A 26,024-nucleotide genomic window follows, 5' to 3' on the forward strand; every position below is an offset into this window, starting at 1 on the left:
TTCTCGGCATGACGTTGACCAGCCCGAAGGCCGCAGCCGTGGCAGCCGCCGCCACCGACACGCACTGCCCGTACTGCTCGCTGCAGTGCGGCATGCGGTTGTCGCCGGGCACGGACGTGCCGGTCGAGGTGCTGGAGCGCCCGGACTTCCCGGTCAACCGGGGTGCGCTGTGCGGCAAGGGCCGTTCGGCGCCCGCCCTGTTGGACCGGGACGTCCGGCTGACCGGTCCGCTGCTGCGCGACCGGCCCGGCGCCCCGCTGCGCTCGGCGAGCTGGCCGGAGGCGCTGGACCGGGTGGCCGCCGGGCTCGCCGCGACCCGGGCCGAACACGGACCGGACGCGGTGGGCGTGTTCGGGGGCGGCGGGCTCACCAACGAGAAGGCGTACCTGCTGGGCAAGTTCGCCCGGGTGGTGCTGGGCACCGCCAACATCGACTACAACGGCCGGTTCTGCATGTCCTCGGCCGCCGCCGCGCACCGCCGGGCCTTCGGCCTGGACCGTGGGCTGCCGTTCCCGCTCGCGGACATCCCGCACACCGGCTGCCTGATCCTGGTCGGCGGCAACCCGGCCGAGACGATGCCGCCTGCCGTCCGCTACTTCCGCGAACTGCGGGAGAACGGCGGTACGTTGATCGTGGTCGACCCGCGCCGCACCCGCACCGCCGAGCTGGCCGACCTGCATCTGCAGCCCCGCCCCGGCGGGGACCTGGCGCTCGCCCTCGGCCTGCTCCACCTGGTGATCGCGGACGGCCTGGTGGACCGCGCGTTCGTGGCGCGGCGCACCCACGGCTTCGAGCAGGCCCGCGAGTCGGCGATGGCCCACTGGCCCGACCGGGTGGAGCGGATCACCGGCGTGCCGGCCCACCGACTGCGCGAGGCGGCAAGGCTGTTCGGGCAGGCCGACACCGGCATGGTGCTCACCGCGCGGGGCCCGGAGCAGCAGAGCAAGGGCACCGACACCGTCGGCGCCTGGATCAACCTGTGCCTGGCCACCGGCAAGGCCGGCCGCCCGTACAGCGGCTACGGCTGCCTGACCGGCCAGGGCAACGGCCAGGGCGGGCGCGAGCACGGCCAGAAGGCCGACCAACTGCCCGGCTACCGTTCGATCGAGGACCCGGCGGCGCGGGAGCACGTCGCGTCCGTGTGGGGCGTCCCGGCCGGGAGCCTGCCCGGCCCCGGCGTGTCGGCGTACGAGCTGCTGGACGGCCTCGGGCAGAGCGGCGGCGTCCGGGCGCTGCTGCTGGCCGGCTCCAACCCGGCGGTCTCGGCGCCGAACGCCGGGCACGTCACCGAACGGCTGCGTGCGCTGGACCTGCTGGTCGTCGCGGACGTGGTGCTCTCCGAGACGGCCCGGCTCGCCGACGTCGTGCTGCCGGTCACCCAGTGGGCCGAGGAGGACGGCACCACCACCAACCTGGAGGGCCGGGTGATCCTGCGCCGCCGCGCCGTCGACCCGCCCGAGGGGGTGCGCAGCGAGCTGTGGGTACTGCGCGAACTCGCCGCCCGGCTGGGCGTCGCGGAGGGCTTCCCGCTCGAGGCCGAGCAGGCCTTCGCCGAGCTGCGCCGCGCCTCGGCCGGCGGCGACGCCGACTACGCGGGCATCAGCTACCGGCGGATCGCCGCCGAGGACGGGGTGTTCTGGCCCTGTCCGACGCCGGACCACCCGGGCACCCCGCGGCTGTTCCTGGACCGCTTCGCCACCCCGGACGGCCGGGCCCGCTTCGCCGCGGTCACCCACCGCCCGGCCGGTGAGGAGCCGGACGAGGAGTACCCGCTGTTCCTGACCACCGGCCGGGTGCTCTCCCAGTACCAGAGCGGCGCCCAGACCCGCCGGGTCGGCGAGCTCAACGCGGCCGCCCCCGGCCCGTTCGTCGAGCTGCACCCGCGGCTGGCCGAGCGGCTCGGGATCGCGGACGGCGAACCGGTCGCGGTCACCAGCCGGCGCGGCCGGGCCGTCGCCCCGGCGCGGATCACCGACGCCATCCGGCCGGACACCGTCTTCATGCCGTTCCACTGGGCGGGCGCCGGCCGGGCCAACAGCCTCACCAACCCGGCGCTGGACCCGGTCTCCCGGATGCCGGAGTTCAAGCTCTGCGCGGTGCGGGTCGAGCGGGCGGGCGGCGTCGCCGGGGGCGGCCCGATGCGGGTCGAACGAGCGGAGGTCGCCCGATGAGCCCTGCAAGCCCTGCAAGCCCTGCAAGCCCGATGAGCCCTGCAAGCCCCACGAGCCCTGCGAGCCCGGCGGGCCCTGCGGCCCCCAGGATCGCCGTCGTCGGCGGCGGCATGGCAGCCGCCCGCTTCGCCGAGCGCTACGGCGCCCTCGGCGGGCCCGGCACGGTCACCGTGTACGGCGCCGAGGCGCGCGCCCCGTACAACCGGGTGCTGCTCGCCGAGGTGCTGACCGGGCGCTACGACGCCGAGTCGATCGCCCTGCCGCTCGGCGGGGCGACGGCCCGGCCCGGCTGCGAGGTCGTCGCCCTCGATCCGGGCGCCCGCACCCTCGGACTGGCCGACGGCACCGTGGAGCCCTGGGACGAGCTGGTGCTGGCCACCGGCGCCAACCCGGTGCTCCCGCCCGTCCGCGGACTGCGCCGCCCCGGCGGGTACGGCCTGGTCGAGGGCGTGCACACGCTGCGCACCCTGGAGGACTGCGCCCGGCTGGCCGAGGAGGCCGTCGGCGCCAGGCGGGCGGTGGTGATCGGCGGCGGGGTGCTCGGGGTGAGCGCCGCCCGGGCGCTGGCCGCACTCGGGGTCCGTACCGAAATCGTCCACCAGGCACCACATCTGATCGAGCGTCAACTCGACCCGGAAGCGGCCGACGTGCTGCGGGAGCGGCTGCGGCTGCTCGGCGTCGACTGCTACACCGGCAACCGCGCCCGGGCCGTGCACGGCGGCGAGAAGGTCGGCGCCGTGGAGCTGGCCAGTGGCTACCGGCTGGACTGCGACCTGGTGGTCCTCGCCTGCGGCACCCGCCCGCGCACCGCACTGGCCCACGCCGCCGGACTGCCGGTCGACACCGGGATCCTGGTGGACGACCGGCTGGCCGCCGCCCCGCACGTGTCCGCGATCGGCGACTGCGCCGAGCACCGCGGCACCGTCCATGGCCTGGCCGGCCCCGCCTGGGAGCAGGCCGACGTCCTCGCCCGCCGCCTCTCCGGCGCCGAACCGGACGCCCGCTACCCCGGCACCAGCCCGCGCGCCCGGCTCAGCACCGGCGACCTGGAGTACGCGGCCTTCGGCACCGTGGACGAGACCCTCGACCCCGGCCTGGACGTCCTGCGGCTCACCGACGCCACCCGCGGCAGCTACAAGAAGCTCGTCCTGCGCGGCGACCGGCTGGTCGGCGCCATCCTGCTCGGCGACCTGGCCACCGTGGACGCGCTGGCCGGCGCCTTCGCCGACGGCGGCACGCTCGCCGGCCACCCCCTGCACCTGCTCACCCGAGGAACTGCCATGACTGGAGTAGCGCGATGACCCCTGACGACCGCGACCGCACTGTCCGGGATCTCGTCCTGGTCGGCCACGGCATGGTCGGCCAGCGCTTCCTGGAGGCCTGGACCGAGCAGCCGGCCGCGGCTGCCTGGCGGGTCACCGTGCTCGCCGAGGAGCCCCGGCCCGCCTACGACCGGGTCCACCTCAGCGCGCTGTTCTCCGGCAGCACCGCCGACGACCTCGGACTCTGCCCCGCCGGCTTCCCGGCCGAGCACGGCATCGACCTGCGCCTGGGCGACCCGGCCACCGCGATCGACCGCGAACGGCAGCTGGTGCGCACCCGCTCCGGCTCGGAAGTCCGCTACGACGTCCTGGTGCTGGCCACCGGCTCGGTGCCCTTCGTGCCGCCGGTGCCCGGCACCGACGCCGCCGGCTGCCACGTCTACCGGACCATCGAGGACGTCGACGCCATCCGCGCCGACACCGTGGCCGCCCGGACGGGCATCGTCGTCGGCGGCGGACTGCTCGGCCTGGAGGCGGCCGGCGCGCTGCGGGCCGGCGGACTGGACACCCACGTGGTGGAGTTCGCGCCCCGGCTGATGGCCGTCCAGGTCGACGACGGCGGCGGCGCGGCCCTGCGCCGCAAGATCGAGGAACTCGGCGTCACCGTCCACACCGGCGCCGGCGCCAGCGGCGTCCTCACCGGCCCGGACGGCACCGTCCGCGGCCTCGCCCTCTCCGACGGGCGCGAACTGCCCGCCGACCTCGTGGTGTTCTCGGCCGGCGTGCGCGCCCGCGACCAGCTCGCCCGGGAGTGCGGACTGCCGGTCGGCCCGCGCGGCGGAGTGGTGGTCGACGCGCACTGCCGCACCGAGGACCCGGCGATCCTCGCCATCGGCGAGTGCGCCCAGGCCGTCGACGGCCGGGTCTACGGCCTGGTCGCCCCCGGCTACCAGATGGCCGAGACGGCGGCGCGCACCCTCGCGGAGCGGGCGGGCGAGGGCTTCACCGGCGCCGACACCTCCACCAAGCTCAAGCTGCTCGGCGTGGACGTCGCCAGCTTCGGCGACCCGCACGGCACCGCCGAGGGCGCCCTCGACGTGCTCTACAGCGACAGCCGCAGCGGCGTCTACCGCAAGCTCGTCATCGGCGCCGACGGCGCGCTGCTCGGCGGCGTCCTGGTCGGCGACACCGAGGGCTACGGCACCCTGCGCCCGCTCGCCGTCGGCGGCAAGCCGCTCACCGTCGCCCCCGAACAGCTCGTCCTGCCCGCCGGGTTCGCCTCCGCCGGGGCGGTCGCGCTGCCCGACGACGCGGTGCTCTGCTCCTGCCACAACGTCACCCAGGGCGCGGTGCGCGCCGCCGTCCGCGACCAGGGCTGCGACAGCGTCGCCGCCGTCAAGAAGTGCACCCGGGCCGGCACCGGCTGCGGCAGCTGCCTCAAGCAGCTCGGCACCGTCGTCACCGAGGAGTTGGAGGCCGCCGGGGTCAGCACCGTCAAGGGCCTGTGCGAGCACTTCGCCCACACCCGCGCCGAGTTGTACGAGATCGTCCGGGTCACCGGGGTGGCGGGCTTCTCCGAGCTGCTCGCCCGGCACGGCAGCGGCGGCGAGGGCTGCGAGATCTGCAAGCCGACCGTCGCCTCCATCCTCGCCAGCCTCGGCAACGGTCACATCCTGGACGGCGAGCAGGGCGCCCTGCAGGACTCCAACGACCACTTCCTGGCCAACCTGCAGCGCAACGGCTCGTACTCGGTCGTCCCCCGGGTGCCCGGCGGCGAGATCACCCCCGAGGGCCTGATCGCGATCGGCGAGATCGCCCGCGACCACGGCCTCTACACCAAGATCACCGGTGGCCAGCGGATCGACATGTTCGGCGCGACCGTCGACCAACTCCCGGTCATCTGGAACAAGTTGGTCGACGCCGGCTTCGAGTCCGGGCACGCCTACGGCAAGTCGCTGCGCACCGTGAAGTCCTGCGTCGGCGAGACCTGGTGCCGCTACGGAGTCCAGGACTCCACCGCCCTCGCCATCGAACTCGAACTGCGCTACCGGGGTCTGCGCTCCCCGCACAAGCTCAAGGCCGCCGTCTCCGGCTGCGCCCGCGAGTGCGCCGAGGCGCAGAGCAAGGACTTCGGCATCATCGCCACCTCGGCCGGCTGGAACCTCTATGTCGGCGGCAACGGCGGCATGACGCCACGGCACGCCGACCTGCTCGCCGCCGACCTCGACCGCGAGACCCTCATCCGCACCATCGACCGCTACCTGATGTTCTACATCCGCACCGCCGACCGGCTGGAGCGCACCTCGGTCTGGCTGGAGCGGCTGGACGGCGGCCTCGACCACCTGCGGGCCGTCGTCGTCGACGACTCGCTCGGCATCGCCGCCGAACTGGACGACCTGATGGAGCGTCACATCGGCGGCTACCGCGACGAATGGGCCGAGACGCTGGCCGACCCCGAGCGGCTGCGGCGCTTCTCCTCCTTCGTCAACGCCCCCGGAACCCCCGACCCCGCCGTGACCTTCGTCCCCGAACGCGGCCAGATCCGCCCCGCCCGCCCCGGCGAGGCCGGCCGAACCCTCGACTCCCCGGTGCTCGTCGCCGGAACCCGACTGGAGGTGCTCACCCCGTGACCGTACAGATCCACGACGGCGCCCGCTGGCAGACCGTCTGCGCCCTCACCGACCTGCAACCCGGCCGCGGCGTCGCGGTGTTGCTCCCGGCGACCGGCCAGATCGCGCTCTTCCGGGACCGCGCCGGAACGCTCTACGCCGTCGACAACCTCGACCCGTTCAGCGGCGCGCCCGTCCTTTCCCGGGGCCTGCTCGGCAGCCGCGGCGACAGGCCGACGCTCATCTCGCCGATGTACAAGCAGGTCTACGACCTCACCGACGGCCGCTGCCTGGACGAGGACACCACGCCCGACGGCGCCCCCGCCGTACTGCGGCGCTGGCCGGTGCGGGTGGCCATGTCCGGAGGTGGCGAATGACCACGGTCCTCGACGCGAGAAAGCCCGCCCCGCTGGCGGGTTGGGACCCGGAGGACGAGGAGTTCTGGTCGCGGACCGGCGCCCGGATCGCCCGCCGCAACCTGGTGTTCTCCGTGCTCTCCGAGCACATCGGCTTCTCGGTCTGGAGCCTCTGGTCGGTCCTCGTCCTCTTCCTCGGCCCCGAATACCACATCGACACTGCCGGGAAGTTCACCCTCACCGCCCTCCCGACCGCACTCGGCGCCCTGCTGAGACTGCCGTACACCTTCGCCGTCGCCCGCTTCGGCGGGCGCAACTGGACGGTGATCAGCGCCCTGCTGCTGCTCGTCCCCACCGGGCTCGCCGCCCTCGTCCTGCAGCCCGGAGTCCGGTACGGGACCCTGCTGGCCGTCGCCTGCGTGGCCGGCGTCGGCGGCGGCAACTTCGCCTCCTCGATGGCCAACATCAACGCCTTCTACCCGCACCGGCTCAAGGGCTGGGCCCTCGGCATCAACGCGGGCGGCGGCAACCTCGGCGTACCGGCCGTCCAGCTGCTCGGGCTGCTGGTGCTGGCCACCGCCGGCGTCGCCCACCCCCGGCTGCTGCCGCTGCTCTACCTGCCGCTGGTCGTGCTCGCGGCTGCGGGGGCGTGGTGGCGGATGGACAACCTGGCGACGACGTCCGGCGGTTCGTCCGGTTCGTCCGGTTCGTCCGGTCCGTCGGGGGAGGGGCGGGCGCTGCGGGAGGTGGCCCGCGATCCGTACGGCTGGGCCGTCTCGACGCTGTACATCGGGACGTTCGGCTCGTTCATCGGCTTCGGCTTCGCCTTCGGGCAGGTGCTGCAGGTGCAGTTCCACGAACGCTTCGACACCCCGGTCAAGGCGGCCGCGCTCACCTTCCTCGGGCCGCTGCTGGGCTCGCTGCTGCGGCCGGTCGGCGGCCGGCTCGCGGACCGGTACGGCGGGGCGGTGGTCACGCTGTGCACCTTCCTCGCCATGGGGGCCGGGACGGGCGTGGTGCTGCTCGCCTCGCGGGCCGGCTCGCTGCCGCTGTTCCTCGCCGGGTTCATCGCGCTGTTCGTGCTCAGCGGCCTCGGCAACGGTTCGACGTACAAGATGATCCCGGCGCACTACCAGGCCGTCGCCCGTGCGGCGGTCGCGGCCGGCGCCGACCCGGAGGCCGCCGAGGCCGACTCCCGCCGCCGCTCCGCCGCGCTGATCGGGCTCGCGGGGGCGATCGGGGCGTTCGGCGGAGTGCTGGTGAACCTGGCGTTCCGGCAGTCCTTCCTCGCCAGCCACAACGGCGACGCGGCGTACCTCGGGTTCCTCGCGGCGTACGTGCTCTGCTCGGTGCTGACCTGGGCGGTCTGGCTCCGGCGGCGGTGACCCCGAGGTGGCCCGGGGCGGGTGCGGGCGGTGGGTGCGCGCGGCGGGCCGGCTGTCGGGCTCGGCCGTTGGTATGACGGCCGGACCGCCTCGACGCGCGGTGCTCCGGCCGGGCGGTTAGCGTCGGCCGCAACACGTCCTCACCACAGGGAGGTTGCAGTGCAACGGTGGATCATCCTGGCGGTCGTCACCACGGCCCTCACCGGCCTCGCCGCACCCGCCCAGGCCGACGACCCGGTCCCCGCCACCACCGTCGTCACCCTCGGCGACGCCAAGATCGACCCGAAACTGCCCGGCCGCGTCCGGGTCGACGTCGACTACCTCTGCTCGGTCGCCGACGAGGCCCGCTCGCTCACCGTCTCCGTCGAGCAGAAGGACCCGCAGGACTCCTCCTCGATCGCCTTCGGCTCCAGCCGGACGGCCGAGGCGGACGTGGTCTGCGACGGGACGCAGCAGCAACGGCAGATCGTCGTCCAGTCCAAGACCTTCAACTGGATCCCCGACGTCGACGCCGTGCTGACCGCCACCGTCTCCAACCTCGGCGCCACCCCGCCGGCCGCGGCGGACGCCAAGCGCGTCACCCTCACCACCGCGCCGGCCGCCCCCGCCGCCACCACGAGCTGACCCGGGACTGCCCTACGCTCGTGCCCTGCACACGGGGAGGGGCGCGAGCAGTGGTCGACAGCTCGAACACGATGAACGGCACCGTGCACGGGGACGCCGTCCAGGCCGGGTACATCGGAAACGTCTACCTGGACGGACGGCGTCCCCCGGCCGTCACCGACGCGGACGATCCCTGGGCGCACGCCGCCGCCGAATCCCGGGCCTGGCACCACGTCCGGTCCGACCGGGACACCGAACCGTACCGGCGGGCGGCGCTCGCAGCCGTCCGCCGCCTGGCCCGCCTGCGCGACCGGGCCGCCCTCACGGAAGCCCTCGCGGACGACCCCTGGCAGGACCCCGGGATCGCGGTCCGCTTCGCCTCGCGGGTCGGTTGGCTGCTCGGAGACGAGCCGCTCGACCTCTACCCGGCCGAGGCGGCACTGCTGACCGTACTCCCGTTCCTCTACCGGGTCCGCTCACTGGGCCTGGCCGCCGCCCGGGCATCCGTCCGGCCGACCGACCTGCAGGCGTCGGGTGATTCCGACGGCGACCGCACGGCGTACGAGCAGTCCATCGAGGCCCACGACCTGCTCACCCACCGAGCCCGCACCCGGCCCCACTCGGCCACGCCGCTCGGCTGGTGGCTGTACCACCGCTGGCTCGACCAGCACGAGGACCTCGCCGACCCCGACGGCGTCCGTGAACTCCTCGACGCGCTGCCGCCGCTCGCGGAACTCGGCGAGACCTTCTCGGTGAAGCGGGTCTGCGCCCTCCTGCACGGCCTCCGCCGCGGCCCCGACGTCACCAACCGCGACTACCTCGCCGGCCTCAGCGCCGACGACCACCTGCGGGCCCCCGGCGAACAGCACGTCCGGGAGCCGAGACTGGCCCTGCTGCTGGCCCTCGCCTACGGCACCGCCATCGAGACCACCGCCCTGCCCGACATCGTCGCCGAACACCTCGGCATCCCGCACGAGGTCGACCTCGCCGCCCTGCGACGGACCCTGGACGAGGCGGCGTGGGGAGGGTCGTACGACCTGCCCGTGCTGCGCGCGGAGTGTCACCACGAGGCGGTCGTCGAAGGCCTGCGCGAGTACACGGCCAGGGCCGACGAACTCCTCCACTCCATCCGCCGCGTGCTGGTGAACCACCCACTCCCCACCCGCCTCACCTCCGACGAAGCCGCCCCCGCCGGCGGCGCCTTCACCGGCTGGGCGCGGTTCCGGCTGGACGAACGCCGGGTGCGCAGCCTGCTGATGGGCGTCGAGCTCTACCGCGACCGGGACCTGGCCGTCCGCGAGCTCTACCAGAACGCCCTCGACGCCTGCCGCTACCGCCGCGCACGCACCGAATACCTCGACCGTACCAACACCCTGGGCGCCAGCTTCACCTACGACGGCCGCATCGACTTCCGCCAAGGCGTGGACGGGGAGGGACGCGCCTACCTGGAATGCCAGGACAACGGCGTCGGCATGGGCGAGGCGGAGCTGAGGGGCGTCTTCTCCAATGCCGGCGCCCGCTTCGCCGAGCAACTGGACTTCAAACTCGAACGCGCCGAGTGGCGAAAGGCCGACCCACCCGTCGAGCTGTACCCCAACAGCCGTTTCGGCATCGGCGTACTGAGCTACTTCATGCTCGCCGACGAGATCCGGGTGACGACCTGCCGGATGGACGCCACCGGCCGCCGGGGCCCGCTGCTGGAGGTCTCCATCCACGGCCCCGGCCACCTCTTCCGCATCGTCGAACGATCGGCCGTCGGGCGCGAGCCCGGCACCACGGTCCGCCTCTACCTGCGGGACGACGTCGACCTCGACACGTCCTGGTCAGTCGTCGAAGTACTCGAACGCCTCCTGGCCGTCGGGGAGTTCCGGACGACCGCGGTTCAGGGTGACCGGGAGGCGGTATGGACATCCGGAGTTGTGGGCCGTCGGGAGGCACCGCAAGGCGAAGCCTTCGGCTTCAACGCCTGGGGGCGGATGTCGACATGGGCCGACGCCCCGAAGGGCGCGCAGGTGACATGGTGCGAGCACGGCGGGGCGCTCCTGGTGGACGGGCTGGTGGTGGAGCCGGAGGTCGTTCGTGGGGTGGTCTCGCGCGGCGGGTTGGACGGGGTCGTGGTGAACCTCACCGGGCAACTGTCGCCGGGCAAGCTGTCGGTGGATCGGCGGCGGGTCATCAGCGACCTGTCGCAGGTGGTCCGGGAACTGCTGGAGGCGGCGGTGAACGAGTTCGTGAGCCACGACTCCGCCGTGTTGGGCATGGAGTGGATCCACCGGGTGACGGAAAGCAACTACCACGTCGCCGATCTGGTGGCTGCTGAGGTCGTTGCTCAGGACCGCAAACTCGAACACCAGGGTGTCGAGTACGAAACCCGTCGCACCGGCTGCTTCCTGGCGGACGACGGGATTCTCCGGTCGTTCGAGACACTTGACGAGTTCCCCAACGGGATCGTTCCGGGCAGCCCGCCCGACCACGTTCTGCTGTGGCGGGCGATGGCGCACGGGTTGGACGATCGCTTCCGTGAACTCGTCGAAATCTGCCCGGAGTTGGCGGAGGTGCGGAATGTGCGTCCGGCGATGCCTTCCGACATCGCCGTGCTCGCGCCACGCGATCGCCTTTTCGACAACAGGTCGTGGGCCTTGGCGCACCTGGGCGACGACTGGATCTCGGAACTCTCGCGGATCCTGGATGTCACACCGGAGACCGCCCGGGCCCGGGCCGACGACCTCGGTGTGTCGCGCCGCAGCGACCTGCGCCTCGGTGTGCCGTCGCCGGATCGTGAGCCCGCGCGGGTCAACAATCTTCTGGTCATGGCGGACTGTGGGGGAATCCCCGTGGCGGAAGCCGCGGTCGCCTGGGTCGCTGCGGGCCGGACGGTCGCGCGCGAGGTCGTGGACCTCGCCATTGCCGTCGACACCGATCCCGTCCTGCTCTGGAGGCGGTCCGGGAAAGGGACCTTCTGGAGCGGCCCCGAGCCGGGGGGGAGCGGTCGAGCCCGGCCATCTCGTCAGGGCCGGTCGAGTGCTCGGGATCCCGATCGACGAGGTCTGTGCGGCGGTGGCATGCCACGGCCTCGCCGGGGACGCCACGGGCCTGCCGCCGTTCCCCTCCGACGAGACCTTGGCATTGCTCAGCCTGAACCTCAACGGTTGGAGTCCCTGGTTGAAGCGGTCCAAGGCGGTACCAGCGGATCACCTGCTGCGCGCGGCGCAGGACATCGGGATCACGCCGGAGCGAGCTGCCGAGGTGCTCCGGACCGTCGGGTTCCGGGTGCCGCGTGTTCCGGAGGACGCCTGTGTCCGGGACCTGGAGCTCTTCGAGCGGAAGGGCACGTGGTGGAGCGACGTGTCCGAGATGACCTACGAGCGGCTCTTCGCCCTGGCGGCGGCGAGGAAGACCTCGCCGCGTGAGGTGATCGAGCGGCTCGGGGCCTACGGTGCGGAGCTCCCGATCGTCCTGCCGGAGGACTTCACCCGGTTGGACGAGGAACTCTTCTCGCCCGACGGTGTGATGGAGTGGGGTGATCTGCGGCTGGGGGATCCGGTGCCGTTCGCCCGGTTGATCTTGGCGGCTCGCCTTCTTCGGCGGCGTCCGGCCGAGTTGGCCGGCCACCTGAGGGCACGTGGGATCGTTCCGTCCAGCGACGACCTGCCGGACGGGCTCACGATGGAACAGGCGTTGGAGCTCCTCAAACGCTCTGGGTCCTGGTCGATGGGCCTGTTGTGGGTCGAGGACCTCTCGTTGGCGGACTTGCTGAGGTTGTCGCTGCGGACCGGGCACCCGATGGCGAAGATCGTCGAGTGGTACCGCTCGTGGGGTCTCCCGGTGCCCGATCTCGCCGAGTGGATTCGCGAGGCGCTTGCCCGGGTGCCGTTGGTGGACCCCTCGTAGCTTCCGGAGCCACCTCTGAACCGGGGCTGCTGGGGCGCGGCGTGATGTTCTACAGTTCTGTAGAACATCACGACCGGTGAACGGGGACGCGACATGCACAAGCCGCTTCGGCTGCCGCAGCAGGATCGGGCGGACTTCGAGACGGCGCTCGGGCGGGCCCTCGCCGCGCCGCAGGTGCGGGAGGCGTTGCGGGGTGCCGGCGGTGAGGCGCGCGGGGTGGAGTCGTTGCGGCGGGCAGCGCGGGAGGACGCGGAGTTCGTGCTGGCCGCGGCGGCACCGGAGTACGAGCGGTACGCGGCCCTGCGGGCGGATGCGGACGCGGTGGCGCGGCTGCCGGTGGACGAGCCGGAGCGGGAGCGGGCGTCGGGGTGGTGGGGGGTGCTGGGGGTGGTGGTGCCGATCATCGCCGGGGCGGCGGCGGTGATCTTCCTGCTGCTGGGCTTCGCGCTGAACCTGGTCGAGGACCTGGCGGTCCCGGCGCACGCGTTGGTGGAGGCCGGGTGGGTCGCGGCCGCGGTGGCGGCGGTGAGTCTGCTGGTCGGCGGGCTGGGGTTGCTGGGTGCGGCGGCCCGGCCCGCCGAGACGGCGGCCGAGGAGGCAGACGGGGCGGGGGAGTTGCTGCGGGCGCGGGACGCCTGGCGGGTGGCGCTGGTGGAGCGCGCTCTGGTGCCGTACCTGGTGGCGCAGGCGAACGCGGCGCCGGGTCAGTGACGTTGATCGAGCTCAGGTGAGCGGGCGGCGTCGACCAGGAGGTGGGCGGCGGCGAGCGGGATGTCGAGCCGACGGGCGATCCAGGGGGCCGCGCGGCCTGAGCGGGCGAGCACCCAGGCGGAGTAGAGCCGGTCGAGCTCGGGGGCGTTCTCGGCGAGCAGCAGGGGGCGGACGGCCTCCATGGGGAAGCCTTCGAGGGCACGGGCGCTGTACTCGCGGCCGTTGGGGCCGACCGGCGGCAGGGGGAGCGGGCGGCGGGCGTCGAGCCAGCGGGTGAGGAGTACGGCGCCGACCACGAGGAGTCCGGTTCCGGAGGCGCCGATCAGGATGCCGCCGATGACGGGGCGTTCGTCCTCCTCGGCCACGCCCAGGGTGATCTCCTCCAGAATGAGCAGGCCGAGCACGGTGAGCAGCGCCGCGGCTTCTCCGGGGCGCGGATGGAGCCGGGACGTCGACATGCGGAACCTCTTCCTCGGCGGGGCGACCGGGGCTTTCGGGCGGGCGCGGCGATTCACCTCCCGTACAACGGTGGCGGCCGGTCCCGGGGCACGCCGCGAGAGGCCTGGTGGTGAAACCCGGGAGCGGAGTTGACGCATCGTCAATAGAGGTGTCTGTCCCACGGGTTGGCGGCACTCGTTTCGGAAGCTGCTCCCAGTCGGCGCAGTCGGTCGGGGCAGGTCGAAGGCGGCGGCGTGGTCGAGGTTGTGGAATCCGATCGTACGGCTGCGCCCGGGCGGGGCCGTGCCCGGGCGGGAGCGGGGGTCCGGGCGTCAGCGGGCCAGGAGCGGCAGCGGTGCGCCGGTGCGGGCGGGGAGTTCGAGGCGGGTGAGGAGTGCGGAGGGCGAGACCTCGACCACCCGGCAGCCGGCCCGGTGGCGGCAGTGGCGGGCGACCGAGCCGTGGCGCAGGCGGTCGAACCGGCGGCGGCCGGCGGCGCCGAGGACGAGCAGGTCGTCCGGGCCGGTGACGGCGCCGACCAGGGCGCGCCCGGGGTCGGAGTTGACCACCAGCGGGTGGATGACCAGGCCGGACGGGTACCCGCCGTAGGCCTGGTCGAAGGCGACGTCGAGGCGTCGGCGGGCGGCGTGCTCCAGTTCGAAGCGCGGGCGCAGCGCGTCCCGTTCGCCGGCCGGCCATGCGGCGACGGGCACCAGCACCGCCTGGTGCCGGGCCGCCTCGCCGACGGCGTGGTAGAGGGCGGCCAGACTGCTCAGGGATCCGCTCAGGCCGACGATCACTCGGGTGGTCCCGGTCATGGCCGTTCGCCTCCGTCTCTCCGGATTCGCTCCGGTGGTCTGTCCGTCCGGTGGTCCGTCCGGCGGGCCTGTCCAGCGGCCTGTCCGTCCGGTGGCCCGTCCCGCGGGTGGGTCCGGTGGGATTCGCCGGTTCGGTTCTCCTCGCTGCGCTGCGGACGCCTCCAGTGAACCCCGGAACCGACCCGTCCGTACCGGCGCTGACACCACCATGACGCCGGTCGCACCCATCTTGACGGCCTCCTGACAGGGCCGGCGACGGTGCTCAGCCGAGTCCGGGTACGAACCGGATCAGCAGGTCGATCGCCTTGATGCCGAGGAACGGCAGCACCAGCCCGCCCAGTCCGTAGACCCGCAGGTTGCGCCGGAGCAGGTCGGTCGCGGAGGCGGGCTGGTAGCGGACGCCGCGCAGCGCGAGCGGAATCAGGGCGACGATGATCAGTGCGTTGAAGATGATCGCGGAGGCGATCGCCGAGGTGGGGCTGTGCAGGCCCATGATGTTGAGGTGGTGCAGCCCAGGGTAGGCGTTCGCGAACATCGCGGGGATGATCGCGAAGAACTTGGCCACGTCGTTGGTGATCGAGAAGGTCGTCAACGCGCCGCGGGTGATGAGCAGTTGCTTGCCGACCCGGATGATGTCGATCAGCTTCGCCGGGTTGGAGTCGAGGTCGACCATGTTGCCGGCCTCCTTGGCGGCCGGGGTGCCGGAGTTCATCGCGACGCCGACGTCGGCCTGGGCGAGGGCGGGGGCGTCGTTGGTGCCGTCGCCGGTCATCGCGACCATGTTCCCGGCGGCCTGTTCGCGCCGCAGGTGGGCGAGTTTGTCCTCGGGGGTGGCCTCGGCGAGGAAGTCGTCCACGCCGGCCTCCTCCGCGATCGCCCTGGCGGTCAGCGGGTTGTCGCCGGTGACCATGACCGTGCGGATGCCCATCCGGCGCAGTTCGGCGAAGCGTTCGGCGATGCCCTCCTTCACCACGTCCTTCAGCTCGACCACGCCGAGCGCGCGGGCGCCGTGCCGGTCGTGGACGGCGACCAGCAGCGGGGTGCCGCCGGCCTCGGCGATCCGGCCGACCAGCGGCTCGGCCTCCATCGGCAGGCGTCCGCCGGAGTCCACCACCCAGCGGGCGACGGCGCTTGCGGCGCCCTTGCGGATCAGGCAGCTGGTGCCGTCGGGCCAGCGCAGGTCGACCCCGCTCATCCGGCTGTGCGCGGTGAACGGGACGGGCCGCTGCTCACCCAGCTCGCCGGGGGAGCGCGGCGGCACCCAGTACTGACGGTTCGTCAGCTCGACCAGCGAGCGCCCCTCCGGCGTCTCGTCCGCGACGGAGGCCAACTGGGCGGCCTCGGCGAGCTGTTCGGTGGTCGCGCCGGGCAGCGGGTGCAGGGCGACGGCCCGGCGGTTGCCGTGGGTGATGGTGCCGGTCTTGTCGAGCAGCAGCACGTCGACGTCCCCGGCGGCCTCGACGGCGCGCCCGGAGAGGGCGACCACGTTGCGCTGGACGAGCCGGTCCATGCCGGCGATGCCGATCGCCGAGAGCAGTGCGCCGATCGTGGTCGGGATGAGCGCGACCATCAGCGCGACCAGCACGATGGTGGTCTGCGGCGCGTTCGCGTAGATGGCCATCGGCTGGAGCGAGACCACCGAGAGCAGGAAGACGATGGTCAGCGAGGCGAGCAGGATGTTCAGCGCGATCTCGTTCGGCGTCTTCTGCCGGTCGGCGCCCTCGACCAGGGCGATCATCCGGTCGACGAAGCTGTGCCCGGGCCGCGAGGTGACCCGGACGACCAGGTGGTCGGAGAGCACCTTCGTGCCGCCGGTGACGCCGGTGCGGTCGCCGCCGGACTCGCGGATCACCGGCGCGGACTCCCCGGTGATCGCCGACTCGTCCACCGTGGCGACGCCCTCGACCACCTCGCCGTCCTGCGGGATCGCCTCACCGGCCTGCACCAGGACGATGTCGTGCAGCAGCAACTGCTCGGCGGGGATGAGTTCGTGGCGGTGGTCACGGATGCCGACCCGCCAGTGCAGCAGCCGCCGGGCGGTGGTGCCGGCCTGGGCGCTGCGCAGCGAATCGGCCTGCGCCTTGCCGCGGCTCTCGGCGACGGCCTCGGCGAGGTTGGCGAAGAGCACGGTCAGCCACAGCCAGAACGAGATCACCCAGGCGAAGACGCCCGGGTGGATGACGGCGCTGATGGTGGTGAGCGCGGAGCCGGTCTCGACGACCAGCATCACCGGGTTGCGCATCATCATGCGCGGGTGCAGCTTGCGGACGGCGGCGGGCAGCGCCTCGGCCAGCTGCTGCCGGGTGATGAGCCGGCGTCGGCCGCTCGGTGACGTGGGCCGGTGGCTCGGCGGCGGCTCGGGTGCCGGCGTCGGGGTCCGCTCCGGGCGGCGGAACCAGTTCTGCCGGTCGGTGGTGGTGTCCGGGGTGGTGAGGGCCGAACGGCGCATCGTCTCGGGGGACCTTCCGGGCCGCCCGGTCGGGTGGGGCGGCGGTTCGGGTATCGGCGGGGACGGCGGACAGCCCATCACCGCCGGACCGCGCGCCATGCCGCTCTTGACGCAGGCTTGGCGGCGGGACGGCCTTCCTTGACAGCTCCCTGACACCGGGGCTGCGGCACTGTCAGGGGAACGTCAAGGTCGGCGGCGGGGGCGTAGGCCATCCGTCAAGGACGGGTGCGGTCGGTGTGCGGAGGGTCTCCACTGGAGGTGAACGGCCGTGCGGCCCGCCACCGGGGCGAGCCGCACGGCCCACCACCGAGAGGACCCGCCATGACCACCGCCACCCTCGTCGTAGACGTCGACCGGCCGCTGGAGCGCACCGTCCGCCTGGTGTCCGCCGCAGGGCGCCAGGACCGGCCCGAGCCGCCGGATCCGGCCCCGGTGGACGAGCGTGACCGCGTCCGCGCCCGCCCGTCGCACTGCCGCTTCGCGATGCACTACGAGGACTGACCGGCCGCCACCCCGACCCACCGCCAGGAGCATCCCCATGACCCAGCTCTTCGCCCCTCCCGCAGCCGGCCGATCCGCCACCGGCGCTCCCGTTGCGGACGCTCCCGCCACCGACGCCTCCGCCTCCGCCACCGCCAACGACGCCACCGCCACCGATGCCACCGCCAACGACGCCACCGATGCCTCCGCCGTCGACCACCTCGGCGCCCCCTGGCCGGCCTCGGCGCGGCCCGGCCGGGGAGCCGACGTGCTGGTCGGCGGGGTCGGCCTGGCCGAGGCCGCCGAGCGGTTCGGCACCCCGCTGTACGTGCTGGACGAGGGCGAGGTGCGGGCCAGGGCGCGGGCGTACCGGCGGGCGCTGCCGCACGCCGAGGTGCTGTACGCGGCCAAGGCCTTCCTGTGCAGCGCGATGGCCGACTGGGTGGCCGACGAGGGCCTGGGACTGGACGTCTGCTCGTCCGGCGAGCTGTGGCTGGCGGTCTCGGCGGGCTTCCCGGCGCAGCGGATCCTGCTGCATGGCAACGCGAAGTCCCCGGAGGAGCTGCGGCTGGCCCGGCGGCTGCGGGTGGGGCGGATCGTCATCGACGGGCCGGCCGAGATCGCCCGGCTGGCCGCGCTGGTGGCGGCCGACACCCCGCAGAAGGTGCTGGTCCGGGTCGTTCCGGGGATCGCGGCCGGGCACCACGCGGCGGTGCGGACCGGTGTCGGCGGGCAGAAGTTCGGTTTCCCGATCGAGGGCGGCGACGCGGCCGACGCGGTCGCCCGGGTGCTCGACCAGCCGGGGCTCGAACTCGCCGGTCTGCACTGCCACGTGGGGTCGCAGATCACCGAGGTGGAGCCGTACCTGCAGGCGGTGGACGCGCTGGTGGGCCTGCTGGCGGAGATCCGGGACCGCCACGGCGTGGAACTGTCCGAGCTGGACCTCGGGGGCGGCCACGGCATCGGGTACCTGCCGGGGGACGCGGAGTTGGACCTCGCCGAGTTCGCGGTGCGGGTGACCGACCGGGTGGCGGTGCGCTGCGCGGAGGCCGGGCTGGAGGTGCCCCGGCTGGTGGTGGAGCCGGGCCGTGCGGTGGCCGGCCCGGCCGCCGTGGCGGTGTACCGGGTGCTGTCGGTGAAGCACGTCGCGGACGGCCGCTGCTTCGTCGCGGTGGACGGCGGGATGAGCGACAATCCGCGTCCGGCGCTGTACGGATCGCCGTACAGCGTGCGCCTGGTGGGCCGCCGCTCGGAGGCGGGCGCGGCCCGGGTGGACGTGGTGGGGCGCCACTGCGAGGCCGGGGACGTGCTGGTGCGGGACGCGGTGCTGCCCGCCGACGTACGGCCGGGGGACCTGCTGGCCGTCCCGGCGGCCGGGGCGTACCAGCTGTCGATGGCCTCCGGCTACAACCTGGTCGGCCGCCCGGCGGTCGCCGCGGTGCGGGACGGCCGGGCGCGGCTGCTGATCCGCCGGGAGACGGTGGAGGACTTCCGGCTGCGCGAGGTGGGGCGCTAGCTCTTCGGAGCGAGGGCACCGAGCGGCTGATAACGGAACGGTTGCGGAGCCCGCCCTTCCCGTGCGCACCTCTTGACGGCACGGGGAGGGCGGGCGTTTGCTGTGTCCCGCCCGTTGGAGCCTGTTTGGTTCTGGTTTGTTTTGTGTGTTTGAACGTTCAAATCGTTCAATACGCTTCACGGCCCGGGCGAGCCCCGCCCACCCTCCCCCTCCCCTCCCTTCAGTGCCGCCCCACCGAGAGGAATGCAATGTCACACCTTTCTCGCCGCGACCTGCTCCGAACCTCCGGAGCGGGCCTGCTGGCCCTCGCCGCCGGCGGCACCCTCGCGGCCTGCGGCGGCTCCGGCTCGGGGAGCGCCTCCGGCGGAGACGCCGACACCGGGACCGTCACCGTCTGGTCCTGGGCCACCGCGGCCGAGGCCCTGCGCGGGATCGTCCCGGCCTTCGAGAAGGACAACCCCGGGATCAAGGTCGACGTCCAGGACATCGGGGAACCGGCCATCTGGGACAAGATCACCGTCGGCCTGGCGGCCGGCGGACAGGGCCTCGGCGACGTCCTGCACATCGGCTGCGACTACCTGCCCGGTTACATGGAGAAGTTCCCCGGGGGCCTGGCCAACCTCTCCGAGCTCGGCGCCGACGCGCACAAGGACGAGTTCGCCAAGGGCCTGTGGCCGGTCGTCACCGGCAAGGACGGCCACGCCTACGCACTGCCGTGGGAGGTCAACCCGCTCGGCTTCTTCTACCGCAAGGACTACTTCGACAAGGCGGGCATCGATCCCGAGTCCCTCACCACCTGGGACGACCTGATCGCCGCCGCAGACCGCTTCAAGGCCGCCAACCCCGGCATCGCCGTGATCGGCCTCAACAAGGCCGCCAATCCCACCCCCGACCTGGACTTCCTCCAGGGCCTGATGCAGCTCCAGGGCGCCTTCTACTTCGACCTCCAGGGGAAGATCACCGTCGCCTCCGAACCGGCCGTGCGCGCCCTGACCATCGTCAAGCGGCTGGAGGAGGCCGGACTGATCGGCGACACCCCCGGCGTCCAGAGCTGGGTGCCCGTGATGAAGTCGGGCAAGCTCGCGGTGGCCGCGATGCCCGCGTGGGTCGCGCACTACCTGGAGAAGAAATTCCCCGACCAGAGCGGCAACTGGCGCCTCACCAAGCCCCCGGCAGTGACTCCCGGCGGCAAGCGCACCGCCCTGGTCAACTCCACCCACCTGGCCGTCTCCGCCTCCAGCCCGCGCCGCCGCGCCGCCTGGAAGTTCGTCGAGTACGCGCTCACCCGCACCGCCTCGGTGAACGCCATGTTCAACGCCGGCGGCGTCTTCCCGGCCCTCACCACGGCCTACACCGACCCGCTGTACTCCGCGCCGAGCGCCTACTACGGCGGCCAGCCGGTGCTCAAGACCTTCGCCGACCTCGCCACCGACGGCGGCGACCCCACCAACTACTCCGGCGACTACGCCCGGGCCCTCAAGCTCGTCAGCGACGCCCAGACCAAGGTCCTCCTCAAGGGCGCCGACCCGGCCGCCGTCCTCCAGGACGCCGCCAAGCAGCTCGCCCAGCAGACCGGACGCACGATCGCATGACCGCCACCACTCCGTCCGTCACCCTTGCCAAGAACGCCGCGCGGGCCCACCGCACCGCCCGCCGGCGTCGCACCGCACTGCCGTACCTGCTGCTCGCCCCCGCCCTGCTCACCTTCGGCGTGTTCAAGGCCTACCCGGTCATCGACTCGCTGCTGCTCTCCTTCACCACCGGCTCCGGCACCGCCACCCGCAACGCAGGGCTCGCCAACTACCGCCGCCTGATGGACGATCCGCTGTTCTGGACGGCCCTGCGCAACACCGGCGAGATCCTCGTCGTGCAGGTCCCGCTGATGCTCGGACTGGCCCTGCTGATGGCCGTCGGCATCAACTCCGCGCTGGTGCGCTGGCGCACGGTGTGGCGGCTCGGCGTCTTCATGCCCTCGGTCACCGGCCTGGTCGCCACCGGCGTGATGTTCGCCTACCTGCTCAAGGCCGACGACGGCGCGGTCAACTGGGCGCTCAACGCCGTCGGTCTGCCCTCCGTCGACTGGCTGGGGCAGCCCGTCTGGGCCCGGATGGCCGTCGTCGTGGTGCTCACCTGGCACTACACCGGCTACAACGCCGTCATCTACCTCGCCGGACTCCAGTCCATCCCGAGGGAGCTGTACGAGGCCGCGATGGTCGACGGCGCCGGCCCGATCCGCCGCTTCACCTCGATCACCGTTCCCGCGCTGCGCCCGGTGCTGCTGTTCACGGTCGTGCTGTCCACCATCGGCACCCTCCAACTCTTCGACGAACCCTACGTGTTGACCGGCGGCGGGCCGGACAACGCCACCCTGACCGTCTCCATGTACCTGTACCAGAACGGCTTCCGGTACTTCGACTTCGGTTACGCCTCCGCGATCGCCTACGCGCTCACCCTGATCGTGTCGGTGCTCGGCGCCGTCCAGATGCGCCTGATGGGAGAGCGCGACAAGTGACCTCCAAGAGCACGACCTCCAAGAGCACGACTCTCAAGAGCACGGCCCTCAAGAGCACGACCCTCAAGAAGCTGCGCGGCTGGCCGCTGACCTTCCTCCTCGCCGGCATCACCGGGCTGTCGATCGCCCCCTTCTACTGGCTGGTGGTCTCCGCGACCCGCAAGGACACCGAAGTCTTCGACTGGCCGCCCAAGCTGCTGCCCGGCGGGAGCCTCGGCGAGAACCTGAGCCACCTCCAGCAGAAGATCGGCCTGTTCAGGGTGGTCGGCAACTCCCTGCTGGTGGCGGGGGTCCAGACGCTGGGCGCGCTCGTCGTGGCGCTGCTCGCCGGCTACGCCTTCGCCAAGTTCCGCTTCCGCGGCCGCACCCTGTTGTTCGCCCTGCTGCTCTCCACCCTCGTGGTGCCCGAACAGGTCGTACTGGTACCGCTGTTCAAGATGATGACGGACTTCGGCCTGCTGGACACCTACCAGGCGCTGATCCTGCCCGGTCTGTGCGTGCCCTTCGCCATCTTCCTGATGCGGCAGTCGCTGAGCAGTCTGCCGGACGAACTCCTGGACGCCGCCCGGGTCGACGGAGCGGGTGAGCTGCGGGTGCTGTGGAGCGTCGTCGTGCCGGTCATGCGGCCGGTACTGGCGGCCCTCTCGATCTTCCTCTTCCTGGGCTCCTGGAACCAGTTCGTCTGGCCGCTGATCGCCCTGCGCAGCCCCGAGATGCACACCCTGCCCGTCGCCCTGGCGACCCTGCACGGCAACAAGTCCAACACCGACTACGGCGCGATCCTCTCCGGCACCGCGCTGTCCACCCTGCCGATGATGGTCCTCTTCCTGGTCCTCCAACGGCAGTTCATCTCCGGCCTGCTGGCCGGCGCCACGAAGGGATGACGACCGTGACCGACATCTGGGAGCCGCACGCCCCCACCGCCGCCGGCGGCCTGCGTCCGCTGCACGCCCAGGGGCTGGACCTGCGGGTCAGCGGCGCGGCCACGGCCCGGGAGATCGCCGACGGGGTGCTGGAGGTGAGCGCCGAGGGCGCGGGCGAGGTCCGGATCGAGTGGCGGGTGCCCTGCGTCGACGCCACGGCCCTGTGGACGCCCGAGCCGCGCGGCACCGGCTGGCTGCCCGCCGCCTGGAGCGCCCCGCGCCGCACCGGCCTGACCCGCGGCGCGCCGATCGCCGCGCTCGTCGGCACCGGCGACGTCGCGCTGTGCGCCTTCGCCGCCGGGCGCCCCGACGTGCTGGCCGGGGCCGGAGTGGTCGAGGAGAGCGGCGAGTTCCGGTTCTGGGCCCAGGCCACCGACCGGCTCACGGTCCGGATCGACACCTCCCGCCGGCACTACGCCCGCAGCCTGGCCGAACTCGCCGCCTGGTGGGGCGCCGACCGCACCGCCGACATCCCCGAGGCCGCCCGCCGCCCCGCGTACTCCACCTGGTACTCCCTGCACCAGGACGTCTCGCCCAAGGGCGTCGAGACCCAGGCCGCGCTCGGCAAGGAACTCGGCCTGGACGTGATCATCGTGGACGACGGCTGGATGACCGCCGACCGCACCCGCGGCTACGCCCACTGCGGCGACTGGGAGCCCGTCTCGCTGCCCGACACCGCCGCCCACGTACGACGCGTCCACGAACTCGGCGTGCGCTACCTGCTCTGGTACGCGCTGCCGTTCGTCGGCAAGGACAGTGCCGCGTACCAGCGGATCGGCCACTACGCGCTCGCCGACGCCGCCCACATGGGCGCGGTCGTCGCCGACCCGCGCTACCCCGAGGTCCGCGCCTTCCTCACCGACCGGCTCGCCCGCGCAGTCGAGGAGTGGGGCATGGACGGCCTCAAGGTCGACTTCGTCGACTGGTTCGCCCGGGACCGCGACGGCGCGCCGGCGGCCGGCCCCGAGGCGGACTGCGCGAGCGTGGACGAGGGCGTCGAGCGGCTGCTCGCCGGAATCCGCCGCCGGATCACCGCCGCGAACCCCGACGCCATGATCGAGCACCGCCAGCCGTACGTCAGCCCCGGCCTGTGGCCGTACGTCACCATGGTCCGCGCCACCGACTGCCCGCTCAGCCCGCAGGAGAACCGGCAGCGGACCATCGACGTGCGGCTCGCCGCCGGGCCCGTACCCGTCCACGCCGACATGCTGATGTGGCACCCGGCCGAGCCGCCGGAGCAGGTCGCCTGCCACCTGATCAACGTGCTGTTCTCCGTCCCGCAGATCTCCGTCGACCTCACCGCGCAGAGCGACGGGCAGCGCGAGGCGATCGCCTTCTGGCTCGGCGTCTTCCGTGAGCACACCGCGACCCTGCAACTCGGCGAACTGCTCCCGGCCCGGCCGGACCTCGGCTACCCGATGGTCACCGCGCGCGGAGCCGACACCGTCGCCGTCGCCCGCTACGCCGCACTGCCGGTGGACGCCTCCGGCGACGGCTGGCACACCCTGCTGGTGGCCAACGCCGACGCCGACCCGGACGTCCGGCTCACCGGCGGCAGCGGGACGGCCGCGATGACGGTGCAGGACGCCCGGGGGCGTATCGTCCGGCAGGGCGAGGTCGAGCTGGACCGTGCGGAACCGGTTCCCGTGCCGCGCGGCGGGCTGCTGACCCTGCGCCGCAGCTGACCACGCCCGGAGCCGCAGCCGACCACGCCTGGAGGAGACCGGATGCCCGAGGGACCGCAGCGACCGCGCCGCGGCGCCACCACGATCGAGGAGGTCGCCCGCGCGGCCGGGGTCTCCCGGCAGACCGTCTCCAACGCGCTCAACGCCCCGCACCGGGTCCGCCCCGAGACCCTCGACCGGGTCACCACCGCGATCCGCGAACTCGGCTACCAGCCCGACCAGTCGGCCCGTTCGCTGCGCAGCGGCGCCCGGCGCACCCTCGGCTACCTCGCCCCGGTGGACGACCCGCTCGACCCCAACCCGCTGATGGCCGGCTTCCTGGAGGCCCTGGTCGACGCGGCCGGTGCCGAGGGGCAGCGGGTGCTGCTGTTCCGGCCCGCCCCGCCCGCCGGGGACCCGGTGGCCGCGATCGACGAACTGGTGGCGGCCCGTCAGGTGGACGGACTGGTCCTGGCGGACGTGCTGGCCGAGGACACCCGGATCGCGCACGTCGCGCGGCTCGGCATCCCCTTCGTCAGCTTCGGCCGCACCGGCCCGGGGGAGCCGCAGCACTGGGTGGACATCGCCAACGACGCGGCGATGGCGGCGGTGGTGCGGCACCTCGCGGCGCTGGGCCACCGCCGGATCGGCTACCTCGGGGTCGACGAGGAACTGCCCTGGATGGCGGCCCGGCGGGCGGGCTTCCTCGCCGAGGCCCGGCGGCTGGGCCTGTCCGCGGTGGCGCTCCCCGGCGCGGCGGGGGAGGCGGGGCCGGCGCCCGTGGTGCACGACGGACCGGCGGACGTGGCCTCGGACCGGCCGGCGGACGGGCCCGCGGCGAGGGCCGGACGGGAGGAGCCCGCGGCGCCTTCCGCGGTCGCCGCCGTCCGGGCGCTGCTGCGCGGGCCCGACCGGCCCACCGCCTTCGCGGCCGGCAGCGACCTGCTCGCGCTCGACGTGTACGAGGCGGTCCGGGCGGAGGGGCTGCCGGTCGGGCCCGGCGGGGTGGCCGTCACCGGCTTCCACGACACGCCGCTCTGCCGCCACCTGCACCCCGCGCTGACCTCCGTCCGGCTGCCGCTGCGGGCGATCGCCGGGGCGCTGGTCGGCCGGCTGCTGGGCCGGGTACGGGGGGAGGCGGCACCGGCGGCGGGCCTGGAGCTGCCCACCGAGCTGGTGGTGCGGGGGAGCAGCGGGTGAGGGGGCCGGTGCGGGGGAGCAGTGGGTGAGGGGACGACCCGTGCTCCGCCGACACCGTCCGCCCGTCCGCCCGTCCGCCCGTCCGCCCGAGGCCTCAGGCCCGGTGGGCCGCCGGGCGCTCCGGGGACGCCTCCGCGAGCGCCCGGGTCACGGCCTCGACGCCGGCCCGCAGCCCGTACACCGGGGTGGCCGGCTGCTGGCGCCAGGACTCGTCGAGGCCGCCCGCGTCCACCGTGTCGAAGCCCAGCTCGTCGACCAGCGCCCGGACGACCCGCTTGGCCGCCTCGTCGTCCCCCGCGACCGGGACGGCGAGCCGCTCCGGGTCGCCCGCCGGAAGCGGCCGCTCCAGCAGGTCCTGCGCGTAGGTGCCGTTGAACACCTTCACCACCGGGTGGCCGAGGTGCTGCTCCGTCCACCGGCTCTCGGTGAGCCCGCCGTCCTCGATCGCGTCGATCCGGCCGTCGCGCTCCTTCGGGTAGTAGTTGCCGGTGTCGATCACGACCGCGCCCTCGGCGGCCTCGTCGAACAGCCCGGCGGGCAGGTCCGGCACGTTCTTCAACGGGACGGTCACGACCACCACCTGCGCGCCCCGTGCCGCCTCGGCGACCGGCACCGCCTTCGCGCCCGTCTCCTCGACCAGGGCCGTCAGCGTCTGCGGGCCGCGCGAGTTGGCCACCGAGACGTCGTGCCCGAGCGCGGTCAGCCGCCGGGTCAGGTTGCCGCCGATGTTGCCCGCGCCGATGATGCCGATCTTCATGGGAAGCCCCTCGTCTGCGAGTTCTGCGAGTTCTGCGAGTTCTGCGCGTGCCGTGCGTTCCGCGAGTTCCGTTACTGGCTCGTCGCCTTGGCCCAACGACGGGCCTCCCGCTCCGATTCCCCGCAACCGGGCGGTCTTTGCCCGAGCCCGGCCCCGCGGCCCCTCGTGCCTGGTCCTGCCAGGACCATCGGGGCAGGCGATCGGGTCGATCAGGGCGGAGCCGGAGCCCGCGCGGCGCAGCTGGATGAGGTAGGCGCGCTGCCCGTAGCGGTAGCCGGA

19 protein-coding genes and 2 pseudogenes are annotated in these 26,024 nt (G+C 73.5%); 17 read left to right on the top strand and 4 right to left on the bottom strand.

Annotation, left to right across the window (positions count from 1 at the left end):
• Positions 1-8 precede the first annotated feature (8 nt).
• From ABTY56_RS34380 to ABTY56_RS34420, 10 genes and pseudogenes are all read left to right on the top strand, one after another.
• Positions 9-2,171, top strand: coding sequence for a molybdopterin oxidoreductase family protein (locus ABTY56_RS34380; RefSeq protein WP_350633324.1), 2,163 nt, complete (start codon positions 9-11; stop codon positions 2,169-2,171).
• Positions 2,172-2,281: 110 nt separating this feature from the next.
• The gene (locus ABTY56_RS34385; RefSeq protein ID WP_502893249.1) at positions 2,282-3,472 is read left to right on the top strand and encodes an NAD(P)/FAD-dependent oxidoreductase; all 1,191 of its coding nucleotides are present in this window, start codon (positions 2,282-2,284) and stop codon (positions 3,470-3,472) included.
• Positions 3,469-6,063 (top strand): nitrite reductase large subunit NirB, encoded by a 2,595-nt coding sequence (gene nirB, locus ABTY56_RS34390; protein WP_350633305.1) that lies wholly within the window; start codon positions 3,469-3,471, stop codon positions 6,061-6,063. Before ABTY56_RS34385 ends, nirB begins: the two co-directional genes overlap by 4 nt.
• Positions 6,060-6,419: a nitrite reductase small subunit NirD gene (gene nirD, locus ABTY56_RS34395; RefSeq protein WP_350633306.1), complete on the top strand. Its 360-nt coding sequence runs from the start codon at positions 6,060-6,062 to the stop codon at positions 6,417-6,419. Before nirB ends, nirD begins: the two co-directional genes overlap by 4 nt.
• Positions 6,416-7,783: a nitrate/nitrite transporter gene (locus tag ABTY56_RS34400; protein ID WP_350633307.1), complete on the top strand. Its 1,368-nt coding sequence runs from the start codon at positions 6,416-6,418 to the stop codon at positions 7,781-7,783. The genes nirD and ABTY56_RS34400 overlap by 4 nt, the downstream gene beginning before the upstream one ends.
• A gap of 159 nt (positions 7,784-7,942) precedes the next feature.
• Positions 7,943-8,407 carry a hypothetical protein gene (locus tag ABTY56_RS34405; RefSeq protein WP_350633308.1) on the top strand — a complete coding sequence of 155 codons (465 nt, stop codon included), beginning with the start codon at positions 7,943-7,945 and terminating at the stop codon, positions 8,405-8,407.
• A gap of 71 nt (positions 8,408-8,478) precedes the next feature.
• Positions 8,479-9,567 (top strand): annotated as a pseudogene (locus ABTY56_RS38905) (HD domain-containing protein); the annotation flags it as partial.
• Between the two features lie 1,507 nt (positions 9,568-11,074).
• Positions 11,075-11,593: pseudogene (locus ABTY56_RS38910) on the top strand (wHTH domain-containing protein); the annotation flags it as partial.
• Positions 11,594-11,740: 147 nt separating this feature from the next.
• Entirely contained in the window at positions 11,741-12,277 is a 537-nt protein-coding gene (locus ABTY56_RS34415; RefSeq protein ID WP_350633310.1) for a hypothetical protein, read from the top strand.
• 93 nt (positions 12,278-12,370) lie between these two features.
• Positions 12,371-12,988, top strand: a complete 618-nt coding sequence (locus ABTY56_RS34420) for a hypothetical protein (protein WP_350633311.1) — start codon at positions 12,371-12,373, stop codon at positions 12,986-12,988.
• On the opposite strand, the gene ABTY56_RS34425 is transcribed toward ABTY56_RS34420, so the two are convergent.
• From ABTY56_RS34425 to kdpB, 3 genes are all read right to left on the bottom strand, one after another.
• A complete protein-coding gene (locus ABTY56_RS34425) occupies positions 12,982-13,446 on the bottom strand; it encodes a hypothetical protein (RefSeq protein ID WP_350633312.1) in 465 nt (154 codons plus the stop codon). The genes ABTY56_RS34420 and ABTY56_RS34425 overlap by 7 nt on opposite strands.
• A gap of 312 nt (positions 13,447-13,758) precedes the next feature.
• Positions 13,759-14,244: a universal stress protein gene (locus ABTY56_RS34430; protein WP_350633313.1), complete on the bottom strand. Its 486-nt coding sequence runs from the start codon at positions 14,242-14,244 to the stop codon at positions 13,759-13,761.
• A 262-nt stretch (positions 14,245-14,506) separates the two neighbouring features.
• A complete protein-coding gene (gene kdpB, locus ABTY56_RS34435) occupies positions 14,507-16,693 on the bottom strand; it encodes a potassium-transporting ATPase subunit KdpB (protein ID WP_350633314.1) in 2,187 nt (728 codons plus the stop codon).
• Positions 16,694-17,014: 321 nt separating this feature from the next.
• On the opposite strand from kdpB, the gene ABTY56_RS34440 reads away from it, so the two are divergent.
• The 7 genes from ABTY56_RS34440 (at position 17,015) to ABTY56_RS34470 (ending at position 24,988) form a co-directional block, all read left to right on the top strand.
• On the top strand, positions 17,015-17,194 hold the full coding sequence (locus ABTY56_RS34440; protein WP_350633315.1) for a hypothetical protein: 180 nt from the start codon (positions 17,015-17,017) through the stop codon (positions 17,192-17,194).
• A 37-nt stretch (positions 17,195-17,231) separates the two neighbouring features.
• Positions 17,232-18,689: a diaminopimelate decarboxylase gene (gene lysA, locus ABTY56_RS34445; RefSeq protein ID WP_350633316.1), complete on the top strand. Its 1,458-nt coding sequence runs from the start codon at positions 17,232-17,234 to the stop codon at positions 18,687-18,689.
• 248 nt (positions 18,690-18,937) lie between these two features.
• Positions 18,938-20,281, top strand: a complete 1,344-nt coding sequence (locus ABTY56_RS34450) for an extracellular solute-binding protein (protein ID WP_350633317.1) — start codon at positions 18,938-18,940, stop codon at positions 20,279-20,281.
• A complete protein-coding gene (locus tag ABTY56_RS34455) occupies positions 20,278-21,201 on the top strand; it encodes a carbohydrate ABC transporter permease (RefSeq protein WP_350633318.1) in 924 nt (307 codons plus the stop codon). Before ABTY56_RS34450 ends, ABTY56_RS34455 begins: the two co-directional genes overlap by 4 nt.
• Complete coding sequence (locus ABTY56_RS34460) at positions 21,198-22,085, top strand: carbohydrate ABC transporter permease (RefSeq protein WP_350633319.1); 888 nt, start codon at positions 21,198-21,200, stop codon at positions 22,083-22,085. Before ABTY56_RS34455 ends, ABTY56_RS34460 begins: the two co-directional genes overlap by 4 nt.
• A 5-nt stretch (positions 22,086-22,090) precedes the next feature.
• Positions 22,091-23,809: a glycoside hydrolase family 36 protein gene (locus tag ABTY56_RS34465; protein ID WP_350633320.1), complete on the top strand. Its 1,719-nt coding sequence runs from the start codon at positions 22,091-22,093 to the stop codon at positions 23,807-23,809.
• A gap of 42 nt (positions 23,810-23,851) precedes the next feature.
• Positions 23,852-24,988, top strand: a complete 1,137-nt coding sequence (locus ABTY56_RS34470; RefSeq protein ID WP_350633321.1) for a LacI family DNA-binding transcriptional regulator — start codon at positions 23,852-23,854, stop codon at positions 24,986-24,988.
• 94 nt (positions 24,989-25,082) lie between these two features.
• Here ABTY56_RS34470 and ABTY56_RS34475 read toward each other — a convergent pair whose 3' ends face one another.
• Positions 25,083-25,745, bottom strand: coding sequence for an NADPH-dependent F420 reductase (locus tag ABTY56_RS34475; RefSeq protein WP_350633322.1), 663 nt, complete (start codon positions 25,743-25,745; stop codon positions 25,083-25,085).
• Positions 25,746-26,024 lie beyond the last annotated feature (279 nt).

Source organism: Kitasatospora sp. NPDC097691 (assembly GCF_040302665.1).
Taxonomy (GTDB): Bacteria; Actinomycetota; Actinomycetes; order Streptomycetales; family Streptomycetaceae; genus Kitasatospora.

What these genes read in the sequence shown, in the direction of transcription:
- ABTY56_RS34475 (WP_350633322.1), bottom strand. Translation starts at nt 25,745, where the DNA reads ATGAAGATCGGCATCATCGGCGCGGGCAACATCGGCGGCAACCTGACC.
- nirB (WP_350633305.1), top strand. Translation starts at nt 3,469, where the DNA reads ATGACCCCTGACGACCGCGACCGCACTGTCCGGGATCTCGTCCTGGTC.
- ABTY56_RS34420 (WP_350633311.1), top strand. Translation starts at nt 12,371, where the DNA reads ATGCACAAGCCGCTTCGGCTGCCGCAGCAGGATCGGGCGGACTTCGAG.
- ABTY56_RS34380 (WP_350633324.1), top strand. Translation starts at nt 9, where the DNA reads ATGACGTTGACCAGCCCGAAGGCCGCAGCCGTGGCAGCCGCCGCCACC.
- ABTY56_RS34455 (WP_350633318.1), top strand. Translation starts at nt 20,278, where the DNA reads ATGACCGCCACCACTCCGTCCGTCACCCTTGCCAAGAACGCCGCGCGG.
- kdpB (WP_350633314.1), bottom strand. Translation starts at nt 16,693, where the DNA reads ATGCGCCGTTCGGCCCTCACCACCCCGGACACCACCACCGACCGGCAG.
- ABTY56_RS34450 (WP_350633317.1), top strand. Translation starts at nt 18,938, where the DNA reads ATGTCACACCTTTCTCGCCGCGACCTGCTCCGAACCTCCGGAGCGGGC.
- lysA (WP_350633316.1), top strand. Translation starts at nt 17,232, where the DNA reads ATGACCCAGCTCTTCGCCCCTCCCGCAGCCGGCCGATCCGCCACCGGC.
- ABTY56_RS34385 (WP_502893249.1), top strand. Translation starts at nt 2,282, where the DNA reads ATGGCAGCCGCCCGCTTCGCCGAGCGCTACGGCGCCCTCGGCGGGCCC.
- ABTY56_RS34415 (WP_350633310.1), top strand. Translation starts at nt 11,741, where the DNA reads ATGACCTACGAGCGGCTCTTCGCCCTGGCGGCGGCGAGGAAGACCTCG.
- ABTY56_RS34425 (WP_350633312.1), bottom strand. Translation starts at nt 13,446, where the DNA reads ATGTCGACGTCCCGGCTCCATCCGCGCCCCGGAGAAGCCGCGGCGCTG.
- ABTY56_RS34470 (WP_350633321.1), top strand. Translation starts at nt 23,852, where the DNA reads ATGCCCGAGGGACCGCAGCGACCGCGCCGCGGCGCCACCACGATCGAG.
- ABTY56_RS34400 (WP_350633307.1), top strand. Translation starts at nt 6,416, where the DNA reads ATGACCACGGTCCTCGACGCGAGAAAGCCCGCCCCGCTGGCGGGTTGG.
- ABTY56_RS34440 (WP_350633315.1), top strand. Translation starts at nt 17,015, where the DNA reads ATGACCACCGCCACCCTCGTCGTAGACGTCGACCGGCCGCTGGAGCGC.
- ABTY56_RS34430 (WP_350633313.1), bottom strand. Translation starts at nt 14,244, where the DNA reads ATGACCGGGACCACCCGAGTGATCGTCGGCCTGAGCGGATCCCTGAGC.